Source organism: uncultured Pseudomonas sp. (genome assembly GCF_943846705.1).
In the GTDB taxonomy this organism is placed as follows: domain Bacteria; phylum Pseudomonadota; class Gammaproteobacteria; order Pseudomonadales; family Pseudomonadaceae; genus Aquipseudomonas.
In genome coordinates, this window is sequence record NZ_OX044366.1 from 984673 (window position 1) to 1005202 (window position 20530).

Annotated in this window: 21 protein-coding genes; 5 read left to right on the forward strand and 16 right to left on the reverse strand. The window is 61.7% G+C overall.

Features of this window, described 5'->3' with window-relative positions; translation table 11 throughout:
• Positions 1-10: 10 nt before the first annotated feature.
• Both hemB and Q0V31_RS04785 read right to left on the reverse strand, forming a co-directional pair.
• Positions 11-1021: a porphobilinogen synthase gene (hemB, locus tag Q0V31_RS04780; protein ID WP_298185013.1), complete on the reverse strand. Its 1011-nt coding sequence runs from the start codon at positions 1019-1021 to the stop codon at positions 11-13.
• Positions 1022-1271: 250 nt separating this feature from the next.
• Positions 1272-2507 (reverse strand): sterol desaturase family protein, encoded by a 1236-nt coding sequence (locus tag Q0V31_RS04785; RefSeq protein WP_298185015.1) that lies wholly within the window; start codon positions 2505-2507, stop codon positions 1272-1274.
• A gap of 232 nt (positions 2508-2739) precedes the next feature.
• Here Q0V31_RS04785 and elbB point away from each other — a divergent pair, with 232 nt between their 5' ends.
• Positions 2740-3402: an isoprenoid biosynthesis glyoxalase ElbB gene (gene elbB / locus Q0V31_RS04790; RefSeq protein WP_298185017.1), complete on the forward strand. Its 663-nt coding sequence runs from the start codon at positions 2740-2742 to the stop codon at positions 3400-3402.
• 126 nt (positions 3403-3528) lie between these two features.
• Positions 3529-3999 carry a thioesterase family protein gene (locus Q0V31_RS04795; RefSeq protein WP_298185020.1) on the forward strand — a complete coding sequence of 157 codons (471 nt, stop codon included), beginning with the start codon at positions 3529-3531 and terminating at the stop codon, positions 3997-3999.
• 3 nt (positions 4000-4002) lie between these two features.
• Here the strand turns inward: Q0V31_RS04795 and Q0V31_RS04800 are convergent, their stop codons facing one another.
• Both Q0V31_RS04800 and Q0V31_RS04805 read right to left on the reverse strand, forming a co-directional pair.
• Entirely contained in the window at positions 4003-4458 is a 456-nt protein-coding gene (locus Q0V31_RS04800) for a YaiI/YqxD family protein (protein ID WP_298185022.1), read from the reverse strand.
• A 64-nt stretch (positions 4459-4522) separates the two neighbouring features.
• Positions 4523-6412, reverse strand: coding sequence for a cytochrome c/FTR1 family iron permease (locus tag Q0V31_RS04805; protein ID WP_298185025.1), 1890 nt, complete (start codon positions 6410-6412; stop codon positions 4523-4525).
• Between the two features lie 122 nt (positions 6413-6534).
• Here Q0V31_RS04805 and Q0V31_RS04810 point away from each other — a divergent pair, with 122 nt between their 5' ends.
• Complete coding sequence (locus Q0V31_RS04810) at positions 6535-7308, forward strand: SDR family NAD(P)-dependent oxidoreductase (protein ID WP_298185029.1); 774 nt, start codon at positions 6535-6537, stop codon at positions 7306-7308.
• Between the two features lie 12 nt (positions 7309-7320).
• On the opposite strand, the gene rhtB is transcribed toward Q0V31_RS04810, so the two are convergent.
• The 4 genes from rhtB to Q0V31_RS04830 all read right to left on the reverse strand — a co-directional run bounded on the left by rhtB (position 7321) and on the right by Q0V31_RS04830 (position 11300).
• Complete coding sequence (gene rhtB / locus Q0V31_RS04815) at positions 7321-7950, reverse strand: homoserine/homoserine lactone efflux protein (protein WP_298185032.1); 630 nt, start codon at positions 7948-7950, stop codon at positions 7321-7323.
• An 85-nt stretch (positions 7951-8035) separates the two neighbouring features.
• Complete coding sequence (locus Q0V31_RS04820; RefSeq protein WP_298185034.1) at positions 8036-8800, reverse strand: TerC family protein; 765 nt, start codon at positions 8798-8800, stop codon at positions 8036-8038.
• Positions 8801-8805: 5 nt separating this feature from the next.
• Positions 8806-9381, reverse strand: a complete 576-nt coding sequence (locus Q0V31_RS04825; RefSeq protein ID WP_298190917.1) for a mechanosensitive ion channel family protein — start codon at positions 9379-9381, stop codon at positions 8806-8808.
• A gap of 8 nt (positions 9382-9389) precedes the next feature.
• Positions 9390-11300: an ATP-binding cassette domain-containing protein gene (locus Q0V31_RS04830; RefSeq protein ID WP_298185037.1), complete on the reverse strand. Its 1911-nt coding sequence runs from the start codon at positions 11298-11300 to the stop codon at positions 9390-9392.
• A gap of 50 nt (positions 11301-11350) precedes the next feature.
• On the opposite strand from Q0V31_RS04830, the gene Q0V31_RS04835 reads away from it, so the two are divergent.
• Positions 11351-11815 carry a TIGR02444 family protein gene (locus Q0V31_RS04835; RefSeq protein ID WP_298185039.1) on the forward strand — a complete coding sequence of 155 codons (465 nt, stop codon included), beginning with the start codon at positions 11351-11353 and terminating at the stop codon, positions 11813-11815.
• Here the strand turns inward: Q0V31_RS04835 and Q0V31_RS04840 are convergent.
• A complete protein-coding gene (locus Q0V31_RS04840; RefSeq protein WP_298185042.1) occupies positions 11812-12684 on the reverse strand; it encodes an AlgP family protein in 873 nt (290 codons plus the stop codon). The genes Q0V31_RS04835 and Q0V31_RS04840 overlap by 4 nt on opposite strands.
• Before the next feature lie 124 nt (positions 12685-12808).
• On the opposite strand from Q0V31_RS04840, the gene Q0V31_RS04845 reads away from it, so the two are divergent.
• Positions 12809-13453 (forward strand): FKBP-type peptidyl-prolyl cis-trans isomerase, encoded by a 645-nt coding sequence (locus Q0V31_RS04845; RefSeq protein WP_298185044.1) that lies wholly within the window; start codon positions 12809-12811, stop codon positions 13451-13453.
• Positions 13454-13465: 12 nt separating this feature from the next.
• Here Q0V31_RS04845 and rsd read toward each other — a convergent pair whose 3' ends face one another.
• The 7 genes from rsd to Q0V31_RS04880 form a co-directional block, all read right to left on the reverse strand.
• On the reverse strand, positions 13466-13933 hold the full coding sequence (gene rsd / locus Q0V31_RS04850; protein ID WP_298185046.1) for a sigma D regulator: 468 nt from the start codon (positions 13931-13933) through the stop codon (positions 13466-13468).
• A 330-nt stretch (positions 13934-14263) separates the two neighbouring features.
• Positions 14264-15514: a heme biosynthesis HemY N-terminal domain-containing protein gene (locus Q0V31_RS04855; protein WP_298185047.1), complete on the reverse strand. Its 1251-nt coding sequence runs from the start codon at positions 15512-15514 to the stop codon at positions 14264-14266.
• Positions 15511-16650 carry a uroporphyrinogen-III C-methyltransferase gene (locus tag Q0V31_RS04860; RefSeq protein WP_298190919.1) on the reverse strand — a complete coding sequence of 380 codons (1140 nt, stop codon included), beginning with the start codon at positions 16648-16650 and terminating at the stop codon, positions 15511-15513. Before Q0V31_RS04860 ends, Q0V31_RS04855 begins: the two co-directional genes overlap by 4 nt.
• Positions 16651-16735: 85 nt before the next feature.
• Positions 16736-17509: a uroporphyrinogen-III synthase gene (locus tag Q0V31_RS04865; protein WP_298185048.1), complete on the reverse strand. Its 774-nt coding sequence runs from the start codon at positions 17507-17509 to the stop codon at positions 16736-16738.
• The gene (gene hemC, locus Q0V31_RS04870) at positions 17506-18444 is read right to left on the reverse strand and encodes a hydroxymethylbilane synthase (RefSeq protein WP_298185051.1); all 939 of its coding nucleotides are present in this window, start codon (positions 18442-18444) and stop codon (positions 17506-17508) included. The genes Q0V31_RS04865 and hemC overlap by 4 nt, the downstream gene beginning before the upstream one ends.
• A 91-nt stretch (positions 18445-18535) precedes the next feature.
• Positions 18536-19282: a LytTR family DNA-binding domain-containing protein gene (locus tag Q0V31_RS04875; RefSeq protein ID WP_298185054.1), complete on the reverse strand. Its 747-nt coding sequence runs from the start codon at positions 19280-19282 to the stop codon at positions 18536-18538.
• The gene (locus tag Q0V31_RS04880; protein WP_298185056.1) at positions 19279-20361 is read right to left on the reverse strand and encodes a sensor histidine kinase; all 1083 of its coding nucleotides are present in this window, start codon (positions 20359-20361) and stop codon (positions 19279-19281) included. Before Q0V31_RS04880 ends, Q0V31_RS04875 begins: the two co-directional genes overlap by 4 nt.
• Positions 20362-20530: the final 169 nt, after the last annotated feature.

The window sequence follows — 20530 nt, forward strand, 5'->3', positions numbered from 1 at the left end:
GGAGGGGTTACTACCCCTGTTTCAGCAGTTCTGCCGCGCGCACGGCGAAATACGTCAAGATGCCATCGGCACCCGCACGTTTGAAGGCGGTCAGTGATTCGAGAATCACCGCCTCGCTCAACCAACCATTCTGGATAGCCGCCATGTGCATGGCATACTCACCACTGACCTGATAGACAAAGGTCGGCACTTTGAATTCCGCTTTAACCCGGAACAAGATATCCAAGTAGGGCATACCCGGCTTGACCATCACCATGTCCGCACCTTCGGCCAGGTCAGCGGCCACTTCATGCAGGGCTTCGTCGCCATTGGCCGGATCCATCTGGTAGCTGGCCTTGTTGGCCTTGCCCAGATTGGCCGCCGAACCCACCGCATCGCGGAACGGGCCGTAATAGGCGCTGGCGTACTTGGCCGAGTAGGCCATGATCCGCACATTGGTGTGATCGGCCAGCTCCAGCGCTTCACGAATCGCCTGCACACGGCCATCCATCATGTCTGACGGCGCGACCACCTGAGCACCGGCATCAGCATGCGAGAGCGCCTGCTTGACCAGCGCATCAACGGTGATGTCGTTCTGCACATAGCCGTCAGCATCAAGAATGCCGTCCTGCCCGTGAGTGGTAAACGGGTCCAGGGCCACATCGCTGATCACGCCCAACTCGGGGAATTTGGCACGCAGGGCACGAATCGCGCGCTGAGCAATACCGTCCGGGTTCCAGGCCTCTTCAGCCAGCAGCGACTTCTTCTCCAGCGGCGTCACCGGGAACAAGGCCAGTGCGGGAATACCCAAGGCCACCCAGTGCTCGGCTTCCTTGAGCAGCAGGTCAATGGATAAACGCTCGACACCCGGCATTGAGGCAATCGCTTCACGGCGGTTTTCGCCGTCGAGGACGAACACCGGCAAAATCAGGTCGTCGACACTCAGGCGGTTTTCACGCACCAAACGGCGGGAAAAATCATCACGGCGATTACGGCGCAGGCGGGTGGCGGGAAACAGGCGGCTTGCAGGGGTAAAGCTCACGGCAGACTCCAAGGCCCGTAGCGACGGGCGAGTGTGACAGTTATAAGCGGCCATTATGACCAAAGTATGACAACGCATCACTGCACTGCGACCGCTTGCCGCAAGATCAGCCAGCATAGCGCCGGGGCTCTGACGAAGCTATGTGGCAGGCGCACCGGGCACACTCACCGATTCGGACCTGAATCCAATCAGCCTGTAACAGCCTGCGCCGGCCCACCGTGCTTGAGTCTGCGCAGGTTACATCGCGCCGCTAAGCAGGCACGACCGCCTGCCCGCGCGGCGCCCAGAACAGCGCGCCGAGGCTGAGCAGGCTGTAACCCAGCAACAACACCCAGAGCAGCGGCTGCGCCGTCAGCAAACCCAGCTGCAGCGCCAACCAGACAGCCGGCAGGTTCAGCAGCAACCGCAGCACTTCCAGGCGCTTGGCGCTGGGGCGGTTCTCTAACCAGCTGCCGATGATATACAGCCCCACGGCCATCCAAGCCACGCCCAGCAGCACCTGCGCCAGGCTCAACTCAGCGCCCTGGCCCATCAGCAGCGTACCGCCCAGCACATACAGGCTGAACTGCACCCCGGCATAGACTTTCTGCGCCAGGTTCAAGGGCACCTCGAATTTAACGAACTGACTGAGATCCGCCTTGCTCTGCGGGTACTTGGCCGCCACATCGGCGGGCCGCCAGCCGGTGCGCATAAACCAGATGCGCAGCTTGTCCCACCAGGACTCAGCCCGCCGCGCATCACGCCACAGCGCTACATAGAACTGCGCATTGGCCCACAGCGGGTTCCAGCTGGCCAGTGGCGTGGTCACACCGAATATCACCGGTTCCTCGTCCAGCTCCTCCTGGAAGGTGCCAAACAATCGGTCCCAGAGAATCAACACGCCGCCGTAATTGCGATCCATATACGCCGTATTCTGCGCATGGTGCACGCGGTGGTTGGACGGCGTGATAAACAGCCATTCAAACCAGCCCAGCTTGGGGATATGCCGGGTATGCACCCAAAACTGATAGAGCAGGTTGAGTGCCGCCACCGTCAGGAATACCAGCGGTGGCACGCCAGCCACGGCCATCGGCAGGTAGAAGATCCAGCCGAAGATAAACCCGCTGCTGGTTTGCCGCAGTGCAGTGGAGAGGTTGTAGTCCTCGCTTTGGTGATGCACCGAATGCGCGGCCCAGAGCACATTGCGCTCATGCCCCAGACGGTGGTTCCAGTAATAGCAGAAGTCGTAGAACACGAAGGCCAACAACCACACCCACCAGCTGTTGGCCGGCAACTCGAACAACGCCAACTGTTGCCAGGCCAGGGTGTAGCTGAGCACGCCGACGGCCTTGGTCAGCAGGCCCACAGTGGTCGACAGCAGCCCTGCGCTGAGGCTGTTGAGCGCATCGGAGAAGCGATAGGTGCTGACCCCGCGCCAACGGTCGAGCAGCAGCTCTAAGCCGATCAGAACCAGGAAAAACGGTATGGCATACAAAATGTAATTCATGGTTTCACCCAGGGCATAAAACGTCATATCGCTGCACGCGGCTAACGGCTAGGATTGCTCAATCAAGCCTAGCGCAGCAGGGCACCTGCCCTAGCGGCATACCATGCCAACCTGGGTAGCATTTGGCGACAGCCAGAGCCTGGTTGCGCTCGGCTGCACGCCGGGCCTACAGCGTTAACAGGCGCCAGGGACACAACTCAACCGGTTACAGCTGGTAACTCAGGAGAATTTAATGAACAAGAAAGTCGCGGTAATTCTTTCCGGCTGTGGCGTTTATGACGGCGCGGAAATCCATGAAAGCGTGATCACCCTGTTGCGCCTCGATCAGCGCGGCGCAGTGGTGCAGTGTTTCGCCCCCAATGTCGCGCAGTTGCACGTGGTTGATCACTACAGCGGCGATGAGATGGACGAGACGCGCAACGTACTGGTCGAGTCGGCGCGTATCGCCCGCGGCAAGATCAAGGACGTCAAAGAGCTGCATGTTGGCGACTTCGACGCGCTGATCATGCCCGGCGGCTTCGGCGTGGCGAAGAACCTCTCCGACTTCGCCATCAGCGGTGCCAACTGCACGGTGCAGCCGGACGTGCTGAGCGCCACCCAGGCCTTTGTCAGCGCCGGCAAGCCGGTGGGACTGATGTGCATCGCCCCGGCGCTGGCGGCAAAAATCTTTGGCAGCGGGGTAATCTGCACCATCGGCAACGACCATGAGACCGCTGCCGCGCTGGTCAAAATGGGCGCACAGCATCATGAGTGTGAAGTCAGTGAGCTGGTCGAAGACAGCGAGCGCAAACTGGTCAGCACTCCGGCCTATATGCTGGCGCAGTCGATCAGCGAAGCCGCCTCGGGGATCAACAAGCTGGTTGACCGGGTCCTAGAGCTCAGCCATCCCGTGTGAAACAGAGGCCTGATCAGCCACTGATCAGGCCAATCATGCCAATGCGCGCGGCACTCCGGCCGCGCCACTGGTCAGATCATCCGCCGTGCGGCAGGTTGGTCATCCCTCAGCCTTGGCAGCATCCCCATGAACAACCGCCCTTTCGAACTCACCGACGAGTTGCAACAAGCCGTCAGCAGCTTCTTCCAGCGCATCCCCTTTAACCAGATGCTCGGCATTGAGCTGGATGAGCTGAGCACGCAGCGCGTGACCATGCACCTGCCGATGAAGCCTGAGCTGATCGGCAACTTCGTCCACGGCATTTTGCATGGCGGGGTGATCTCCTCACTGCTGGATGTGGCCGGCGGGGCCATGGCGCTGATCGGTGCTTTCGACAAACACCAACACCTCTCCAGCGCCGAACGCATGGCGCGGCTGTCCAAGCTCGGCACCATTGACCTGCGTATCGACTATCTGCGCCCAGGGCGCGGCCAGCGCTTTACCGCCAATGCCGTGCTGCTGCGCAGCGGTAACAAGGTGGCCGTGGTGCGCAGCGAGCTGCACAGCGATGACGGCACCCTAGTGGCGGTTGGCACCGGCACCTACCTCTGCGGCTAAGCCTCAGGTCTGGCGCTGCAGGCGCGTGAGAATACGGTCCAGGCTGTTGGCGAACGCTTGCTTGTCGCGTTCGCCATACGGCGGTTGACCACCACCGACCTGGCCCGCCTCACGCAATTCGGTAAACAGGTTACGCACCGCTAACTTGTCACCCATATTGCGCTCATCAAACTCACGCCCACGCGGATCAAGCACCGCCACGCCTTTTTTCACCAGGCGATCAGCCAGCGGCACGTCACTGCAGATCACCAGTTCGCCGGGCAGCGCATGCTCGACCAGGTAATCATCGGCAGCATCCGGGCCACTGGGCACCACGATCAAGCGCACACAGCTGTACGTCGGTTTAACCTGAGACTGACCGGCCACCAGCAGCACCTCAAAACGTCGTTTCAAGGCGAATTTAACCACCTGATCCTTGGCCGCTTTAGGGCAGGCATCGGCATCAATCCAGACTCGCATGGCGCAGCATTCTCCTTAGGCGCTAAAGCCGACATGGTAAGCCATGCCGGCAACGCCTGGGGCCTTAGACGGCCAGCCGCCGACGCTCACCCAGCCAGCTACGACCGTAGAGCAAGACAATCGCAAGCAGCGCGGCGGCCTGGGCCGAGAGGCCGTAAGCATCGGCATGGATGCCCAACCAGTCGAACTCAAAGAACGCCAGCGGCCGCGTACCGAGCACCCCGGCCTCTTGCAAGGCAGCCACGCCATGCCCGGCAAATACCACCGAGAGCGCACAGAGCAACAGCGCGTTAGCACCGAAGAAAGTCGCTAAAGGCAGCTTGCGCGAGCCCCGCAGGATCACCCAAGCCAGCCCGAGCAGCAGCACCAAGGCCGCTGCCGCGCCGGCCAGAACCATGCCATGGCCTTGCGGCCCAGCCTGTAGCCAGAGGGTTTCGTAGAACAGGATGACCTCGAACAGCTCGCGGTAGACCGAGAAGAACGCCAGCACGGCGAAGCCGAAACGACCGCCACCGCCAACCAGGCTGTTCTTGATGTAATCCTGCCAAGCCGCCGCATGCCGGCGGTCATGCATCCACACGCCGAGCCAGAGCACCATGACGCTGGCAAACAGGGCGGTAAGGCCCTCAAGCAACTCACGCTGAGCGCCGCTGACGTCGATCAGATACGCAGCCAGCGCCCAGGTGCCAACACCCACCAGCAAAGCCAAGCCCCAGCCCAGATGCACGCTGCGCACCGCCTGCTGCTGGCCGGTATTGCGCAAGAACGCGAGAATCGCCGCCAGCACCAGAATCGCCTCAAGGCCTTCACGCAAGAGGATCAACAGGCTGGAGAAAAAGCTCAGCGAATCCGACAAGCCATTGCCCTCAAGCAACGCCGCAGAACTCACCAGCTCGGCCTTAGCCTGCTCTAAACGCTGCGCAGCCTGAGGCACCGACAGACCATCCTGGAGTGCCTGCCGATAGGCCATCAGCGCCCGCTCGGTGGTCTTGCGCTGCGCCGGATCGAGGTTGTTCAACGCCCCTTCAACCAGTTCGAAGCCTTCCAGGTAGGCGGCTACCGACAGGTCATAGGCCTGCTCATGCTCACCGCCGCGGTACGCACTAAGGCTGCGCTCAAGCATCGCTTGGGTGTGCGCAATCAACTGCTGCGGGCCGCGCTGCTGCGCCGGCGGCTGTGCGCGCTGAACGCGGAACCGTGCAGCGGCCGCGTCGCCTTGTGCGGCGGCGACTTCGGCCGGGGTCATGCCGGCTAGCGCCGCCAGGCCGAACGACTCGCCCTGCTCAACAGGCGCAGCGCTAAAGCCGGCGATATAGCTGGCCAGATCCCAGCGCTGCCGATCGTCCAGCTGATCGGCATAGGCCGCCATATCGGTGCCGTCGATGCCCAGGCCGATGGTGTTGAACAGGTCGTACAGACTCAGCCGATTCAACCGCGCCAGGTCACCCAGGTTGGCCGGTGGCGGCTCCAGGCCGATACCCGCCGGCCCATCACCCGCACCGCTGTCGCCATGACAAACACTGCAATGCTGGGCGAACAAGGGTGCGCCACGGCTGGGGTCGGGGGTGATCGCCGGGGCCTGACTGACCTCATAGGCCGCGGCCAAGGTCGCGGCCAACTGGCGCGCCTGCTGCGCCACCTGAGCACCGCCTACCCGCTGCTCAATGCCCTCACGCAGACGGGCTACGCCTTGCTGCAATTGAACCTGCTCAGGCCGCGCCGGCAGCGCGACAAGCAACCCTTGCAGTACAGTGAGAAACTCCAGTTGCTCGCGGTATTCGCCGGAGTCGACAACCTGACCATTGGCCACAGTGGCCGGGTAGTCAGCGCCCAGATAACCGAGCAGATGCAGGGCTTGCGCCGCGCCCTCAATGGGCTCGGCCATGGCAGTCAGGCTGCACAGCGCCAATACGGGCAGCAGCAACCAACTGAAGTAACGCAATACGGTAGTCATATAGGAGCAGATCCCAAATACGAATGAATGACGATTTCATTGTCATCCTCTCAATGGCATTCCTCAACCTTTGATCGGCCATTGCCCGCGACAGATAGTCGCAATCGCGCAGGAGTCATTCGATGAGTTTTTCGCAACGCCTAGAAGAACCGGCTTTTGCGTTGATCTGTGGGGCCAGCCGCGGCATTGGCCTGGCACTGACCACGCAACTGCTGGCGCGCAAGGATATCGCCGGGGTCTGGGCTGTCGCCCGCCAGGCGAGCCAGTCAGCTGAGTTGCAGGCGCTAGGCGCGCAGCACGGCACGCGGTTGCACTGCCTGGATGTGGACGTATGCGACGAGCAGGCATTAAGTGAACTGGCCGCGCAGATGCGCGCAGCGATACCACGCCTGCATCTGCTGCTGTGCACGGTCGGGGTGCTGCAGGACGGTGCCGCGAAAGCCGAGAAGGGTTTGGCGCAGCTCAATCTTGAGGGGCTGCTAGCGACCTTTGAGCGCAACAGCTTTGCGCCCATCCTGCTACTCAAGCACCTACTGCCGTTGTTACGCGGAAAGCATCCGTGCACGGTGGCGGCGCTCTCGGCGCGGGTCGGTTCGATCGGCGACAACCGCCTCGGCGGCTGGTACAGCTACCGCGCCAGCAAAGCCGCGCTGAACCAGCTGCTGCACACGGCCAGCATCGAGCTGAGTCGGCTCAACCGCAACAGCTGCGTACTCAGCCTGCACCCAGGCACCACCGATACGGCGTTGTCGAAGCCCTTTCAGGCCAATGTGCCGGCCGACAAGTTGTTCACCCCGAGCTATGCCGCCGAATGCCTGCTGGCGCAGATTGAGCGGCACGGCCCAGAGCAAACCGGCACATTCTGGGGCTGGGATGGACAGCCGATCCCTTGGTAGCCCGACGTGTAACTAAACCGCCGCGCGGCGCACACTGGCCAGCAGCGCCGCTGCGCCGATAAACAACGCGCCAAAGGTCCGGTTCATCAACTGCTGCTGACGGGGCGAGCGCAGCGCACCCAGCACCCGCGCCGCCAGGCCGGTGTAGCCGGCCATGACAATCAGGTCAACGCAGATCATGGTCACGCCCATCACCAGGTACTGACCCAGCAACGGCGCTTGTGGATTGAGAAACTGCGGCAGCACCGCGAGCATAAAGACAATCGCCTTGGGGTTGCTGAAGTTGACCAGAAAACCGCGCAACACCAAGGTCAGCGGCCGGCCGATGGGCCGCTCGGTTTGCGCCGTCATATCACTGGGCAACGCCTGCCACTGGCGATAACCGAGGTACACCAGGTACGCCACGCCGAACCACTTGATCAGGCTGAAGGCCAGCTCCGACGCCGCCAGAATCGCCCCCACACCGGCCGCCACAATGGCAATCTGCAACGCCAGGCCCAGCTGCAAGCCCAGCGCATTCCAATAGCCGCGCAGAAACCCGTATTGCAGCCCCGCAGACATCGAGGCAATCGCCCCGGCACCTGGCGACAAGCTGATCACCCAACAAGCGACAAAGAACGCAAGCCAGGTTTCGAGAGCCATGGCGTCAATCTCCAATTAAAAGCAGGCCAGAAAAAGGGGCAGGCCGAAGCCTACCCCTTGTTGTGTTACTCGCCTAGCGGGCGAATCAGTCCGGCATGTCTTTGCGCAGTTGCACCGGGCCTAGCTCTTCCTTGCGCGCACGGGCGCGGGCGGTGCGCATGCGGATGTTGATGGCCTCAACGGCCAACGAGAAGGCCATGGCGAAGTACACATAACCCTTCGGCACATGCACGTCGAAGGCTTCGGCGATCAGCACGGTGCCGACCACGATCAGGAACGACAGGGCAAGCATCTTCAAGCTCGGGTGCTTATCGATGAAATCGCTGATGGTGCCTGCCGAGAGCATCATCACGATCACCGAAATGACGATGGCCGCAACCATCACGGGCACGTTATCGACCAGGCCGACTGCGGTAATCACCGAGTCCAGCGAGAACACGATGTCGATAATCGCGATCTGCACGATGATCCCCATAAAGCCGTAGGCCTTGCCGCCGTTGGCCTGCGCTTCTTCTTCGCCTTCCAGGCTATGGAAGATCTCGGCGGTGCTCTTAAACAACAGAAACAGGCCACCAAAGAACAGGATCAGGTCACGCCCGGAGAAGCCTTCACCGAAGAGGTGAAACAGATCGTTGGTCAGTCGCATCACCCAGCTGATCGACAGCAGCAGCAGAATTCGCGTGCCCATGGCCAGGGCTAGGCCGAAGAAACGCGCGTTGGGTTGCTGATGCTTTGGCAGGCGGCTGACCAGGATCGAGATAAAGATGATGTTGTCGATGCCAAGGACAATTTCCAGGGCAGTCAGGGTCAGAAATGCGACCCAGATTTCAGGGTTGCTCAGCCATTCCATAGGAATCAGATCTCGCTAGTACGTTCAGGGGGGAGTTGGCCGTTGCGCCAGCGGCGCACGGCTTTTTGGAAAAATAGACTATTGGGGATCTGCACCCAAGCGCCGGGCGCATCGCCAGTGACGTCTTCCAGGGTGGTGTAGAACAGGTTGATCGCAATCACCCGGCCGCGCACCCCGTGCTTGTCGGCGCTTTCCAGCACTTCGACACAATCACCGATGCGAAACGGCCCCATGGCGAAGATCAGCAGCGCGCAGAACATATTGGACAGCACGCTCCAGATCGCGAAAAAGGCAATCGCGGCCACGGCGGCAAAACCGGTCAGTGCAGTCCACAGCACCTGTGCCGAAACGCCTAGGCGCTCCAGCACCAGCATAAAAGCACTGCCCAGAATCAACCAGCGCAGTAAGCCGCGCAGCGGCATAAGCAACTCTGCCGGCAGCTGTGGGTAGCGGTTACCGAGCCGGGTGATACCGCGAGTGAGAATGCGCTGAACCAGCCAGGCCAGCAGCAAAATCAGTATGATCTGCCCGGCCCTGAGCAACGGTTCGCGCCAGGCCAGCAGCCACTCCAGCGTTGGCAGGGTGATGCTCAACTGGCGGCCTCCAGTTCGGCCTGCAAGCTTTCGAGGGTTTCCAGCGCCGCCATCCAGCGCTCTTCCAGATCGGCTTCGCGGACTTTCAGCGCGGCCTGTTCGGCCAATGCCTCACGTAGTTGGTCTTTCTGTGCCGCTTCGTAAATCTCGCTGCTACCCAGGCGAGCCTCGACGGCCGCGAGCTTGCTATGCAGTTGGCCCAGCTCTTTTTCCAACTTGTCGGCCTCGCGCTTGTGCGGGGCCAATTGCTGGCGCAGAGCGGCAGCGGCCTGGCGCTGCACACGCTTGTCGGCTTTGTCTGGGGCGCTCTCACCGCCGCTCGTCGGTGCCTGCCGCGTGCGGTAGTCCACCAGCCAGCGGGCGTAGTCCTCCAAGTCACCGTCGAACGGCTGAACCTGGCCGTCGGCAACCAACAGAAATTCATCGGTGGTGCTTTTCAGCAAATGCCGGTCGTGGGAGACCACCACCACGGCGCCGCTGAACTCCTGCAAGGCCATGGTCAGCGCCAGGCGCATTTCCAGGTCGAGGTGGTTGGTCGGCTCATCGAGCAGCAGCAGGTTGGGCTTGCCCCAGGCAATCAACGCCAGGGCCAGACGGGCTTTTTCGCCACCGGAGAAATTTAACACCGGCTCATCGCAGCGCGGGCCACGGAAGTCGAAACCACCAAGGAAGTCGCGCAAGGTCTGCTCGCGCTCGGTCGGGGCCAGGCGCTGGAAGTGCAACAGCGGACTGGCCTTGTCATCCAGGGCATCGAGCTGATGCTGGGCAAAGTAGCCGACCACCAGGTTCTCGCCGCGCTGCAAGCGGCCGCTAATCGGCTGCAGCTCGTTCGACAGGTTTTTGATCAGGGTCGACTTACCCGCCCCGTTCGGTCCGAGCAAGCCAATACGCGCGCCGGGCGCCAGGTTCAGTTTGACCTTCTCCAGCACCACTTTATCGCCGTAACCGAGGCGACCTTCGCTCAGGTCCAGCAGCGGGCTGGAAATCTTGTCGGCTTCACGGAAGCTGAAATCAAACGGCGAGTCGACATGCGCCGCCGACAACTCTTCCATGCGTTCCAGTGCCTTGATTCGGCTCTGCGCCTGACGCGCCTTGGTGGCTTGGGCCTTAAAGCGGGCGATGTACTTTTCCATGTGCGCGCGCTGCACTTGCTGCTTCTCGTACGCCTGTTGCTGCTGGGCCAGGCGTTCGGCACGGGTGCGTTCAAACGCCGAATAGCCGCCGCGATACAGGGTCAGCTTCTGCTGATCGAGGTGGGCCACATGATCCACCACCGCATCGAGGAAATCGCGGTCATGGGAAATCAGCAGCAAGGTGCCGGGGTAGCTTTTCAGCCAACCTTCAAGCCACAGGATCGCGTCGAGGTCGAGGTGGTTGGTCGGCTCATCGAGCAGCAACAGATCGGACGGGCACATCAGCGCCTGCGCGAGGTTCAGGCGCATGCGCCAGCCACCGGAGAAATCGCCAACGCGGCGGTCCATCTGTGCACTGTCAAAGCCCAGGCCGGCGAGCAGCTTGCGCGCACGGGCATCGGCGCTGTAGCCGTCGAGGGTATCCAGCTCGGTGTGCAACCGCGCCACCGCCGCGCCGTCATGCGCGGCTTCGGCCACGGCCAAGTCAGCTTGCACTCGACGCAGGTGCACATCGCCGTCGAGCACGTAATCCACCGCCTGGCGTTCGACCGCGTCGATCTCCTGGCGCATGTGGGCCACGCGCCAGTCGGCGGGAATCAGGCAATCGCCCGCGTCCGCACTCAGCTCGCCACGAAACAGGGCAAACAGGCTGGATTTGCCGGCACCATTGGCGCCGATCAGGCCGGCTTTGTGGCCGGGGTGCAGGGTCATCTCGGCATCTTCTAGCAGACGCTGAGGGCCACGCTGTAAAGTCAGGTTCAGGAGTCGGATCATAATGGCGGCGGAGTCTACCAGAGTCCCCCTTGAGAAATCCGGAAAGCACCATGCCCACTGATCTGTGGCGATTCGCCGAAACGCTTTATCAACGCCCGGGCGTCGAAGCCGCGTGCCTGCAACTGCAAGCCCAGGGGGCAGATGTGTGCCTGTTGCTCTGCGGCGCGTGGCTGGAAACGCGGCAGATACCCTGTGACGAAGAACGTACCGCGGCCTTGCGCATCCTGGCGCAGCCCTGGCAACAGCAAGTAGTCCTGCCGCTGCGCAATTTGCGGCAAAGCTGGCGTGAGGCCGCACAGGGCGATCAGGCGCTGGCGACGCTACGTGAACACATCAAACGACTGGAACTGAATGCCGAGCGCCAGCAGCTAGAGCGCCTGGCGGCGTGCACGCAACACTGGCCGAGTAATACGGCGAACGCGCCACCGAACTGGCTGCAAAGCCTCGCGCCTGAGCTGGCCAGCCGCGAGGCCCTGCAAACGCTGCACAGCGCAGCGGCGCAACTTAGCGCTTAATCCGCGCTTGGTGGCGTGCCGCCAGTGCTCGCGGCAGGCGCCGCCGCTTCGGCAACCGGCGCATTGACAACGGCCGGTTTAACTGCAGTTTTTCTAGCCGCTGGCTTGGCTGGGGCTTTTTTCACAGCGGGCTTCGCTACAGCCTGGCTGACTGGCTTAGCCGTTGCGACCTTCTTCACCGCAGGCTTTGCGACGGCCTTAGATGCAGCCGGCTTGCTGGCGGCAGGCTTGGCACTGCTCGCCGCTGCAGGCTTTTTCGCTGCCGCTTTGGTCGGTGCCTTGGCCGCTGGTTTGGCCACCTTGGCAGGCGCTCTTGCAGCGGGTTTGGCGGGTGCTTTGGCCACCGCAGTGACCGCCTTGCTGGCCGGCTTGGCGGCAGCTTTTCTGGCCGCAGGCTTGGCTGGGGCTTTAGGCGGCGCAGGCTTAACCGCCGTTTTGGCGGCAGCCGCCTTGGCCGAGCGGCTGTCCAGCGCTTTGTTAACGGCCTCTTTGACCTTGCCGACGCCCTGCGCCAATTTCAGACTTTCCTGAGCGTCACGCTTTAGCCCGGCAATATAGCTGCGAGTTTCGCTCTGGCGGTCTTTGAGAATGTCGAGCAACTGCTCCAGCTCGGCCACGGCCTCTTTACCTTTGGCCTGGGTTTTGGCCTTACCAGCGACGGCTGCATCCTGCATTTTGCTGCGGGCTTTGTGCAGTTTTTCCTGGGTCTTGCCACGTTGCTTTTCCAGCTTGGCGAGGAGCTTTTCGGCATCAACCAAGGCGCGCGTGCAGGCATCTTCGAGATGCTCAAGCAGGCTGCTGGAAAGTTGCTGTAACAGGTGCAGCGGCGTACTCACTGATTTCTTCTTTGCATTCTTTGTGGCCGACATGACGCGCCTCCAGGCGGGTGAAGATGGCGTCATACTAGACCGCCTTTTACTCGCCTTGCCACCTCACACATTGAGCGCACGGGCCGAGCTGGCATAATCGTGCCCCCTTCGCCGGAGTACGCTCATGCCACGCTTCACCTTGCTACTACTCTGTTTGCTCGCCCCCTTCGTTCAAGCGCAAGAGCAGGCGCATGACCTGGCTTACAGTCTGGGGGTAAAACTCGGTGAGCGGCTGCGCGACGAGGTGCCTGATCTGGAACTGCAAGCCCTACTCGATGGTTTGCGTCAGGCCTATCGCAATCAACCACTGGCACTGGATGCCACGCGCATTGAACACCTGCTGGCCGAACACGAAACACAGCTCGCCAACGCACCGGAGGCAACCGAAAAAGCCAAGACTGCAGAGCAACGCTTTCTCGCCGCCGAGAAAGCCAAAACCGGCGTTCGTGTGCTGCAGGATGGTGTGTTGATGCAGGAGCTACGCCCCGGCAACGGTCATAAGCCCGGCCCGACAGACCGTATTCAGGTGCGTTATGTCGGATTTCTCGCAGATGGCAGTCAGTTCGACGAAAGTCAGACCGCCCAGTGGTTTCGCCTAGACAGCGTCATCGCTGGCTGGCGCAGTGCGCTGCAGCACATGCCGGTGGGCGCGCAATGGCGCGTAGTCATTCCATCAGCGCAGGCGTATGGCGAAGAAGGTGCGGGGGATTTGATTCCACCCTACTCGCCCCTGGTGTTCGAGCTGGAGTTGCTCGACACCAAGGCGTAGCGAGCCAGTGCCTCAGAGAGCAGGCGAAGCCTGTTCCTGATGGGCGTTATGCAGGACTTCGATTAGGCAGTCTTCCAGCTCGAAACGCTCGTGCAACAACTGGCCCAGACGTTTCAATTCATCGAGCAACGAAGCCGAATCATTGCAGTCGCCAGCGTCACAGCGATCATTGAAGGCCAGCGCCGCTTCGGTGATCACCTCAATGCGCGGATAGATTTTCTTGGCCAGATCCAGACCACGCTGATCACCAAATGCCTTGGCTTCGCTGGTCAACTGCTCGTAGACCTCGAAGTGCCCAGCCGACACATAGTCGACAAGAATCTCGCAGAAGTGCTGCAAGGCATCGGCACTCGGCGCTTGCGCTGAGCCGGTAAGGGCTGCGTAAGCATCCACCAGTTCCTTGCGCTCTTGCAGCCAGCGGTCAATCAGCAGGTGAACTCCACCCCAGCGTTCCTGTGCGTTCTGACAACTCTCGAGCATGATGACCTCTACTTCCCTATTACTATTAGTGTTGTTCGCCTGCACCGAGACAGTTTCTTGTCAGTCGGAGCAAGGTCTGGGAAGACAGCCGTGAAACGGCAAGTTTCCGGCGGTACTGCAGGCCAGACTATTCCCGCAGGCCCAAGCCTTCAAGGCAGCACCGGAGATAATTTCATACAAGCGTTTAACCGGCGCTCGCTCAACTTCCTCAGTCATTGCGGGCTTATAAACGCTCAAAAAGACCTGGCCGACAGCCCCGCCCACGATGTCATCGGCAGTGCCAGGCAAACCATCAACACCGCCCGCATCAGGCCTCAGCAAACAACTCGATCAGCTCGCTGCGGGTAACGCCGACGCACACAAGCGCGAGTCAAGCAGGCGCAGGCCTTCCTGATACAGGTTGTTACTGCGTTCCAGATCACCCAATTGCGCTTGCAGGCGCGCTAGTTCGGTGCAGGTTTCCGGGTGACGCTCGAATGTCAGGCTGCTTTCCAGGTAATCCTGAGCCTTGCCCCACAACTGGCTATGCAGGCATAGCCGCCCCAGCGTCAGGAGCAGACCGGCATCATCAGGATGCTGCTTCAACCAGCCCTCAGCCGCCTGCAACTGCCGGCTCAGATCACGCCCACGCAGCAAGCCGTAGAGTCGCACCAGGGCCGTGTCGTAATGCTGCTTGAGGAACGGCCGCAGCAGCTCTTCCGCCTCATGCTCGGCACCCAACTGGCGCAATTGCTCGGCATACACGGCCACCAGTTCAGGCTGCTTATGCTGCGCGGCTGGCATCGCCTGCCAGGCCTGTTGCAGCAAGACCAGAGCAGTTTGTGTATCACCACCTAGCGGCTGCCCAGCCTGCAACAAGCGTCCACGCCAGGCCTGGCTCTCCAGCTCACTTAGTTCGGCATTTCCCAGGGATTTTTCCTTGCGTAGATCCGGTAACAGCCCGAGCAAGGCTGACCAGTCTTCGGTCTGCAGATAGAGCTGCTGTAACTGTTGCAACACCAGATGATGGTGCGGATGGCGCGCGCGCATGACCTGTAACGTATCCAGCGCCGCTTCGCTCTGGCCGCGCGCCTGCTGCAACTCGGCATGTAACAACGCAATCGCCAGCTCCGCTTGCGGCTGACGATCAAGGGCTTGCTCAAGCAAACCATCGCTGTCCTCGTATTGCCCCAATTGGTGCGCCGCACGGGCAGCACCCAAGTAATAACTCAGCGGCTGCGGCGAATGCTTTGCCGCCTGCGTCAGGTGACGTAGGGCGCGCGCCCAGCGACCTTCAGCCAGCTCGAGAAAGCCCTGCTCGGATGCCTGGCGGACACGGCGACGGCTGTGTAAGCGTGACCACGGGTTGAGCAGACCGCCGGAGGTCACCAGCAACCTGACACTCAAGCGCACCAGGTAGACCAGTAACCAGAGGGCCAGCAGCAAGGCAACGAACGCCCATAGACTGGATTCATAGCGAAACCCCTGGAAGGCAAATAGCACATAGCCTTTATGCTCGGCCAACGGCAGGCCGAACAACACTAGGCTGGCAACGCCGGCGACAACCGCCAAGATCAGCAGCAACCAGTAGATACGCTTCATTGCCGCGCCTCCTGCGATGCTGCCGCGGCAGCACCGTCTGCCGTAGCCGCAGGCTTAGTCTCGCTTGGCGGCTGCAGGCGCGCGTCTTGCTTGGCCTGCATGTATGCCTGCACGGCGTTCAGCGCCGGGCTCAAGTCCGGTGGCGTCACTGCAATCGGCTGCTCGGCCAGTTCATCGACGCGCGCACGCAAGGCCCGGCTATTGGGGTTATCCAGATCAAAGTGCGCATCCAACACCTCACGCGCCTGCTGCAAAGCCTGTCGGTAGACATCGCTCTGGCCATGCAGCGCCCCCCACTGCGCCTGCTCCAGCGCCAGGCTGAGGGCCAAACGTACCTGGGTCAGACTCTGGCCGGCCAACATAGGCCGGATATTGCGATCGGCATTGAAGTCGAGGCGGAAATATTCCGACAAGGTCTGCAGGCCACGCTGCCACCACGCCGGCTCAAGCGCACCATCGGCAGCCGCCAGCTCACTCAGCACACCGCCTTCGCCACTGAAACTCGGGGCCTGAGCATTGAGTTGCGCCACCTGCTCACGCAACGCGCCGAGCTGGAGAAACAGCCCGGTACGGTCGGGGTTATGGGTCGAACGCAATGCTTGCAGGCTCTTGGCCAACTGTTCACGCGCGGTAAATGCGGCGGGATCATCCTGCTCCTGAAGGATTTCAGCGGCAGCCGAAACCAGTGCGGAGGCGCTGTTGATATCCTGCAAGGCGGACAAACGCAGGCTGGCCAGACGCAGCAAATGCTCAGCCTCGGCCAAACGCCAATCCTGGCGGCTGGCCCCCAGTACGGTTTCCAAACGCTGACTGAGTAACTGCTGGCCACCTTGCAATTGCGTCAGCAAGAGGCGACGAGACTCTAGGTCATCGACGCCGGGCAGCTGATCCATACGCGATTGCAGCGTCCGACCAACCTGCGCCAGGCTCTGCGCCGCGTTCTGCGCTTCAGTACGCGCCTCCTGCAACTGGCTCAGCTGCTGTTGTGCGCGGGCATCCATCCCGTGTAACTGCCACAGCCCCCAGCCCCCAGCTCCGGCACCTGCCACCGCGATCAGCAGCGCCAGCAGCGCCAGGCCGTTTCCACGTGCGGCTGGCTCTTTCGCGCTGGGTTCAGGCGTGACCGGTGTGTCCATGGCGGCATCCACCAGAGTCTGTTCAGGCTCTTGCGGGCCTTGGTCTTTCGGAGTAGTTGCTTCGCTCACGTATCCATCCTTTGCGTCAGAGATCAGGGGTAGGTTGCGCTTGCAACGCTGCCAGCAACGCCGCGGCACTCGCGCCACGACAATCCACAACAAATTGCGCACCCGCTGCACGGGCCATTTCGGCGACTCGCGAGCTGGGTACAAACAAGGGTAGCAGGGCCAGCTGCGTCCAGGCCTCGGCGGCCAGCTCGCGTAAATGCACAAAGCCCTGCCCACTGCTGACCACCAGGGCGTTCAGACGCTCAGCCTCAACCCGCTTGGCCAGCGCGGCGGGCGGGTAAGCCGGCAGCACCCGACGATACAACGGTAGATAATCCACCTGCACGCCTTGGCCGCGCAAGCGTTCGGAGAGCAACTCCCGGCCACCCTCGCCGCGCAAAATCAGTACCTGCGGGTTAGCGGCCGTCAGCAGCGCTTGCTGAAACTGCGGCAGGGCAAGCAACGCCTCACTGTCATCGCCCTGTTCGGGATAATGCACCAGCAGGCCATGCTCGCTAAGTATCTGCCCGGTGGCGGCACCCACGCTGAACCAAGGCTGCCCGGCAGGTACGGATAACTGGCAGCGCCCAAGCAGATCGAGGCCCAGGCGTGCCGCCGGTTTGCTCACCACAATCACCGCGCAGTAGCGGTGCAGATCGGCAAGCGTGGCACGCTGCTCGACGCGCTCACTCAGGGCTTCAATGGCCAGCAGCGGCAAACTACTGCTGTAAATGCCCTGCTGGGCCAAGGTTGCGGCAAGCGCGGCGGACTCTTGGGTCGGCCGTGTCAGCAGCAAACGCCAGCCACTCACTCCGTGCCCGCCTCGCTGTATACGGCTTGCAGAATAGCGCCTGCGCCTTGCGCCAGCAGGGCTTCAGCCACCTGCACGCCCAACTGCTCGGCCGCGGCGCTACTGGCCCGCTGTTCAGCGCGCAGCAGTTGCGAGCCATCCGGCTGACCGACCAGGCCACGCAGCCACAACTGTTCACCTTCCAGCACCGCATAACAGGCAATCGGCACTTGGCAGCCGCCATTCAGGTGCTTGTTCAGCGCGCGCTCGGCAGTCACCCGCAATGCGGTGTCACGGTGATGCAAGGGGGCCAGCAGGGCATGGATCTCGCTGTCGGCACTGCGGCACTCAATTCCTACCGCACCCTGGCCGCCGGCGGGCAGGCTGTCCTCGGCACTGATCGAGTCGCGGATGCGGCTCTCAAAGCCAAGACGGATCAGGCCAGCGGCGGCGAGGATGATGGCGTCGTAATCACCGGCATCCAGTTTGGCCAAGCGGGTGTTGACGTTGCCGCGCAAGAACTGGATTTTCAGGTCCGGGCGACGCGCCAGCAACTGCGCCTGCCGACGCAGGCTGGAGGTGCCGACTACGCTGCCGGGCGGCAACGCATCGAGGCTGGCATAGGTGTTGGAGACGAAGGCGTCACGCGGGTCTTCGCGCTCGCAGATGCAGAACAGCCCCAGGCCCTCGGGGAAGTCCATCGGCACATCCTTCATCGAATGCACGGCGATGTCAGCCTGGTTCTCCAGCAGGGCGGTTTCCAGCTCTTTGACAAACAGGCCCTTGCCGCCGATCTTCGCCAGCGGCGCGTCGAGTAGTTTGTCACCACGACTGACCATCGGCACCAGGCTGACCTTGAGGCCAGGGTGCGCCTGCTCCAGACGGGCTTTGACGTGTTCGGCCTGCCACAGGGCCAGGGCACTTTTACGGGTGGCAATGCGGATTTCGCGAGACATGGGCAATTCCAGAAAACAAACTGCCTAAGATCATAACAGGCTGGCCCTTGTCAGGCCTGCAACCCGGGCTATCTGGATTGCAGCTCCTGACTTAGAGGTTATGCATCAACTTGCGCACGCCCGCCACATGCCGGCGGCTGACGATCAGCGCCTCGTCGTTCATGCCTTTGAGAAACAGCTGAAAATGCCCGAGCGGCGTACGCTGCAGACGCTCAATACGCTCACGGGCCACTAGGGCATTGCGGTGAATACGCACAAAGCGCTCACCAAACTCGTCCTCGAGTGCCTTCAGCGGTTCGTCCAACAGCACTTCGCCGCCGGCGTGGCGCAAGGTTACGTATTTGTGGTCGGCAATAAAGTAGATCACCTGATCCAGCGGAATCAGCTCAATACCTTTGCGCGTCCGTGCACTGATGTGGCTGCGCGGCTCGCCACTGCTGTCCGCAGCCGGCCGGGTTAGGGCTGCCAACTGCACGCGGTTAGGCCGCTCGGCTTTCTTCAGGGCTTCGCTGAGGCTTTCCGTGCGAACAGGTTTGACCAGATAGCCCACCGCACTGACCTGGAAGGCTTCGAGGGCAAATTCGTCATGGGCGGTACAAAAAATCACGGCCGGCGGCGCTTCACGTTCACACAGCTTGGCCGCTACCTGCAAACCATCCAGACCCGGCATGCGGATGTCCAGCAGCACCACATCCGGCTTCAGGCTGTCGATCAGGCTCAGGGCCTCCTCGCCGTTGCAGGCTGAGGGTTCAAGCACGCGATAGCCCTCGAGCTCGCCCACCATTCGGCTTAGGCGCTCACGGGCCAAGGGTTCGTCATCGACAATCAGGACATTCATAATGCACGGACTTCCTGCTTGGGTCTTACACAAGGATAGCGTAGACACGTGAAGTGGCGGCCGTCACGGCGCTCTACGCTAAGACTGGCCCGCGGGCCGAAAAGTGCCACCAGCCGCGCATCGATATTGCTCAACCCTTGATGCGTGCCGCGCGACGGCGGCGGCTCGCCTAGTTGCTCGTATGGATTGCTCACGCACAACTGGAATACCCCCTCGTGATAACTCGCCTCGACCTGCACCAAGCCGCCTTCGATGCGCGGCTGAATGCCGTAAATCAAGGCGTTTTCCAGTAAGGGCTGCAGCGTCAGCTGTGGAATCGGCAGATCATCCGGCACACCGGCAACCTCCCACTGCAACTGTAGACGCTCGCCGAGCCGATAGCGCTCAATCGACAAATATCGTTGTGCCAGCTCCAGCTCCTCCCGCCAGGGCACCAGGCTGCCGGGCTTGGCCAGGCTGGCGCGGAACAGGTCAGAAAGGTCGAGCACCGCCTGCTCGGCCTTGTACGGGTCAACCACCACCAAGCTGGCAATGCTGTTCAGGCTATTGAACAAAAAGTGCGGACGGATACGCGCCTGCAGCGACTCAATCCGCGCGCGCAACTCCGCCTGCTCCTGCTTGCGCCATTGGCTTTGCAGGTAGAAATAACGCAACAGCAGGGCCGACATAATCAGGCTGATCAGGGCATGCCGCAGGTACAGATTGGCCTCGCCATTACGCGGCAGCGGCCCGCCCAACTGGTAATAATCGGCGACGGCGGTACACATCAAACTCAAGGCCACCACAATCGCGCAGCACAAGGTTCCCGCCGTGGCCGCCGGCATACGCGCCATTAACGGGCGCAAGCGACATAGCACGGCGGCCGAAAGCAGCACGATCCACTGCACAAATAGCGAGGTCAGCGCCAGGCGCACCCAGTCGAAGCCCGGCAGCATCGGCTCGGCGAGTACCAGCACCAGCACCAGCAACTCGGCCAACAGCACCATGCTCAGTAACGCTTCCGGCTCGCACAGCTCTGGCACGAAAAAGTCATCGACCGCAGGTGATTGTGTTTCTGATAACAGGCTTTTTATTTTCATCGCCGCAGTTTCCGCGTGGGCCGCCCCAGCGGCAAGGTAGACCGCTCCGGTCGGGCAAAATAAACCACCGAAATACGCCTGGACCAATAAAACTGTGACCGACGCAACATTGCCAGGGCTAAGCCTAGCTGTGGCCCCAGGCAACGCGATGCGGCGATTTTGTCTGCCA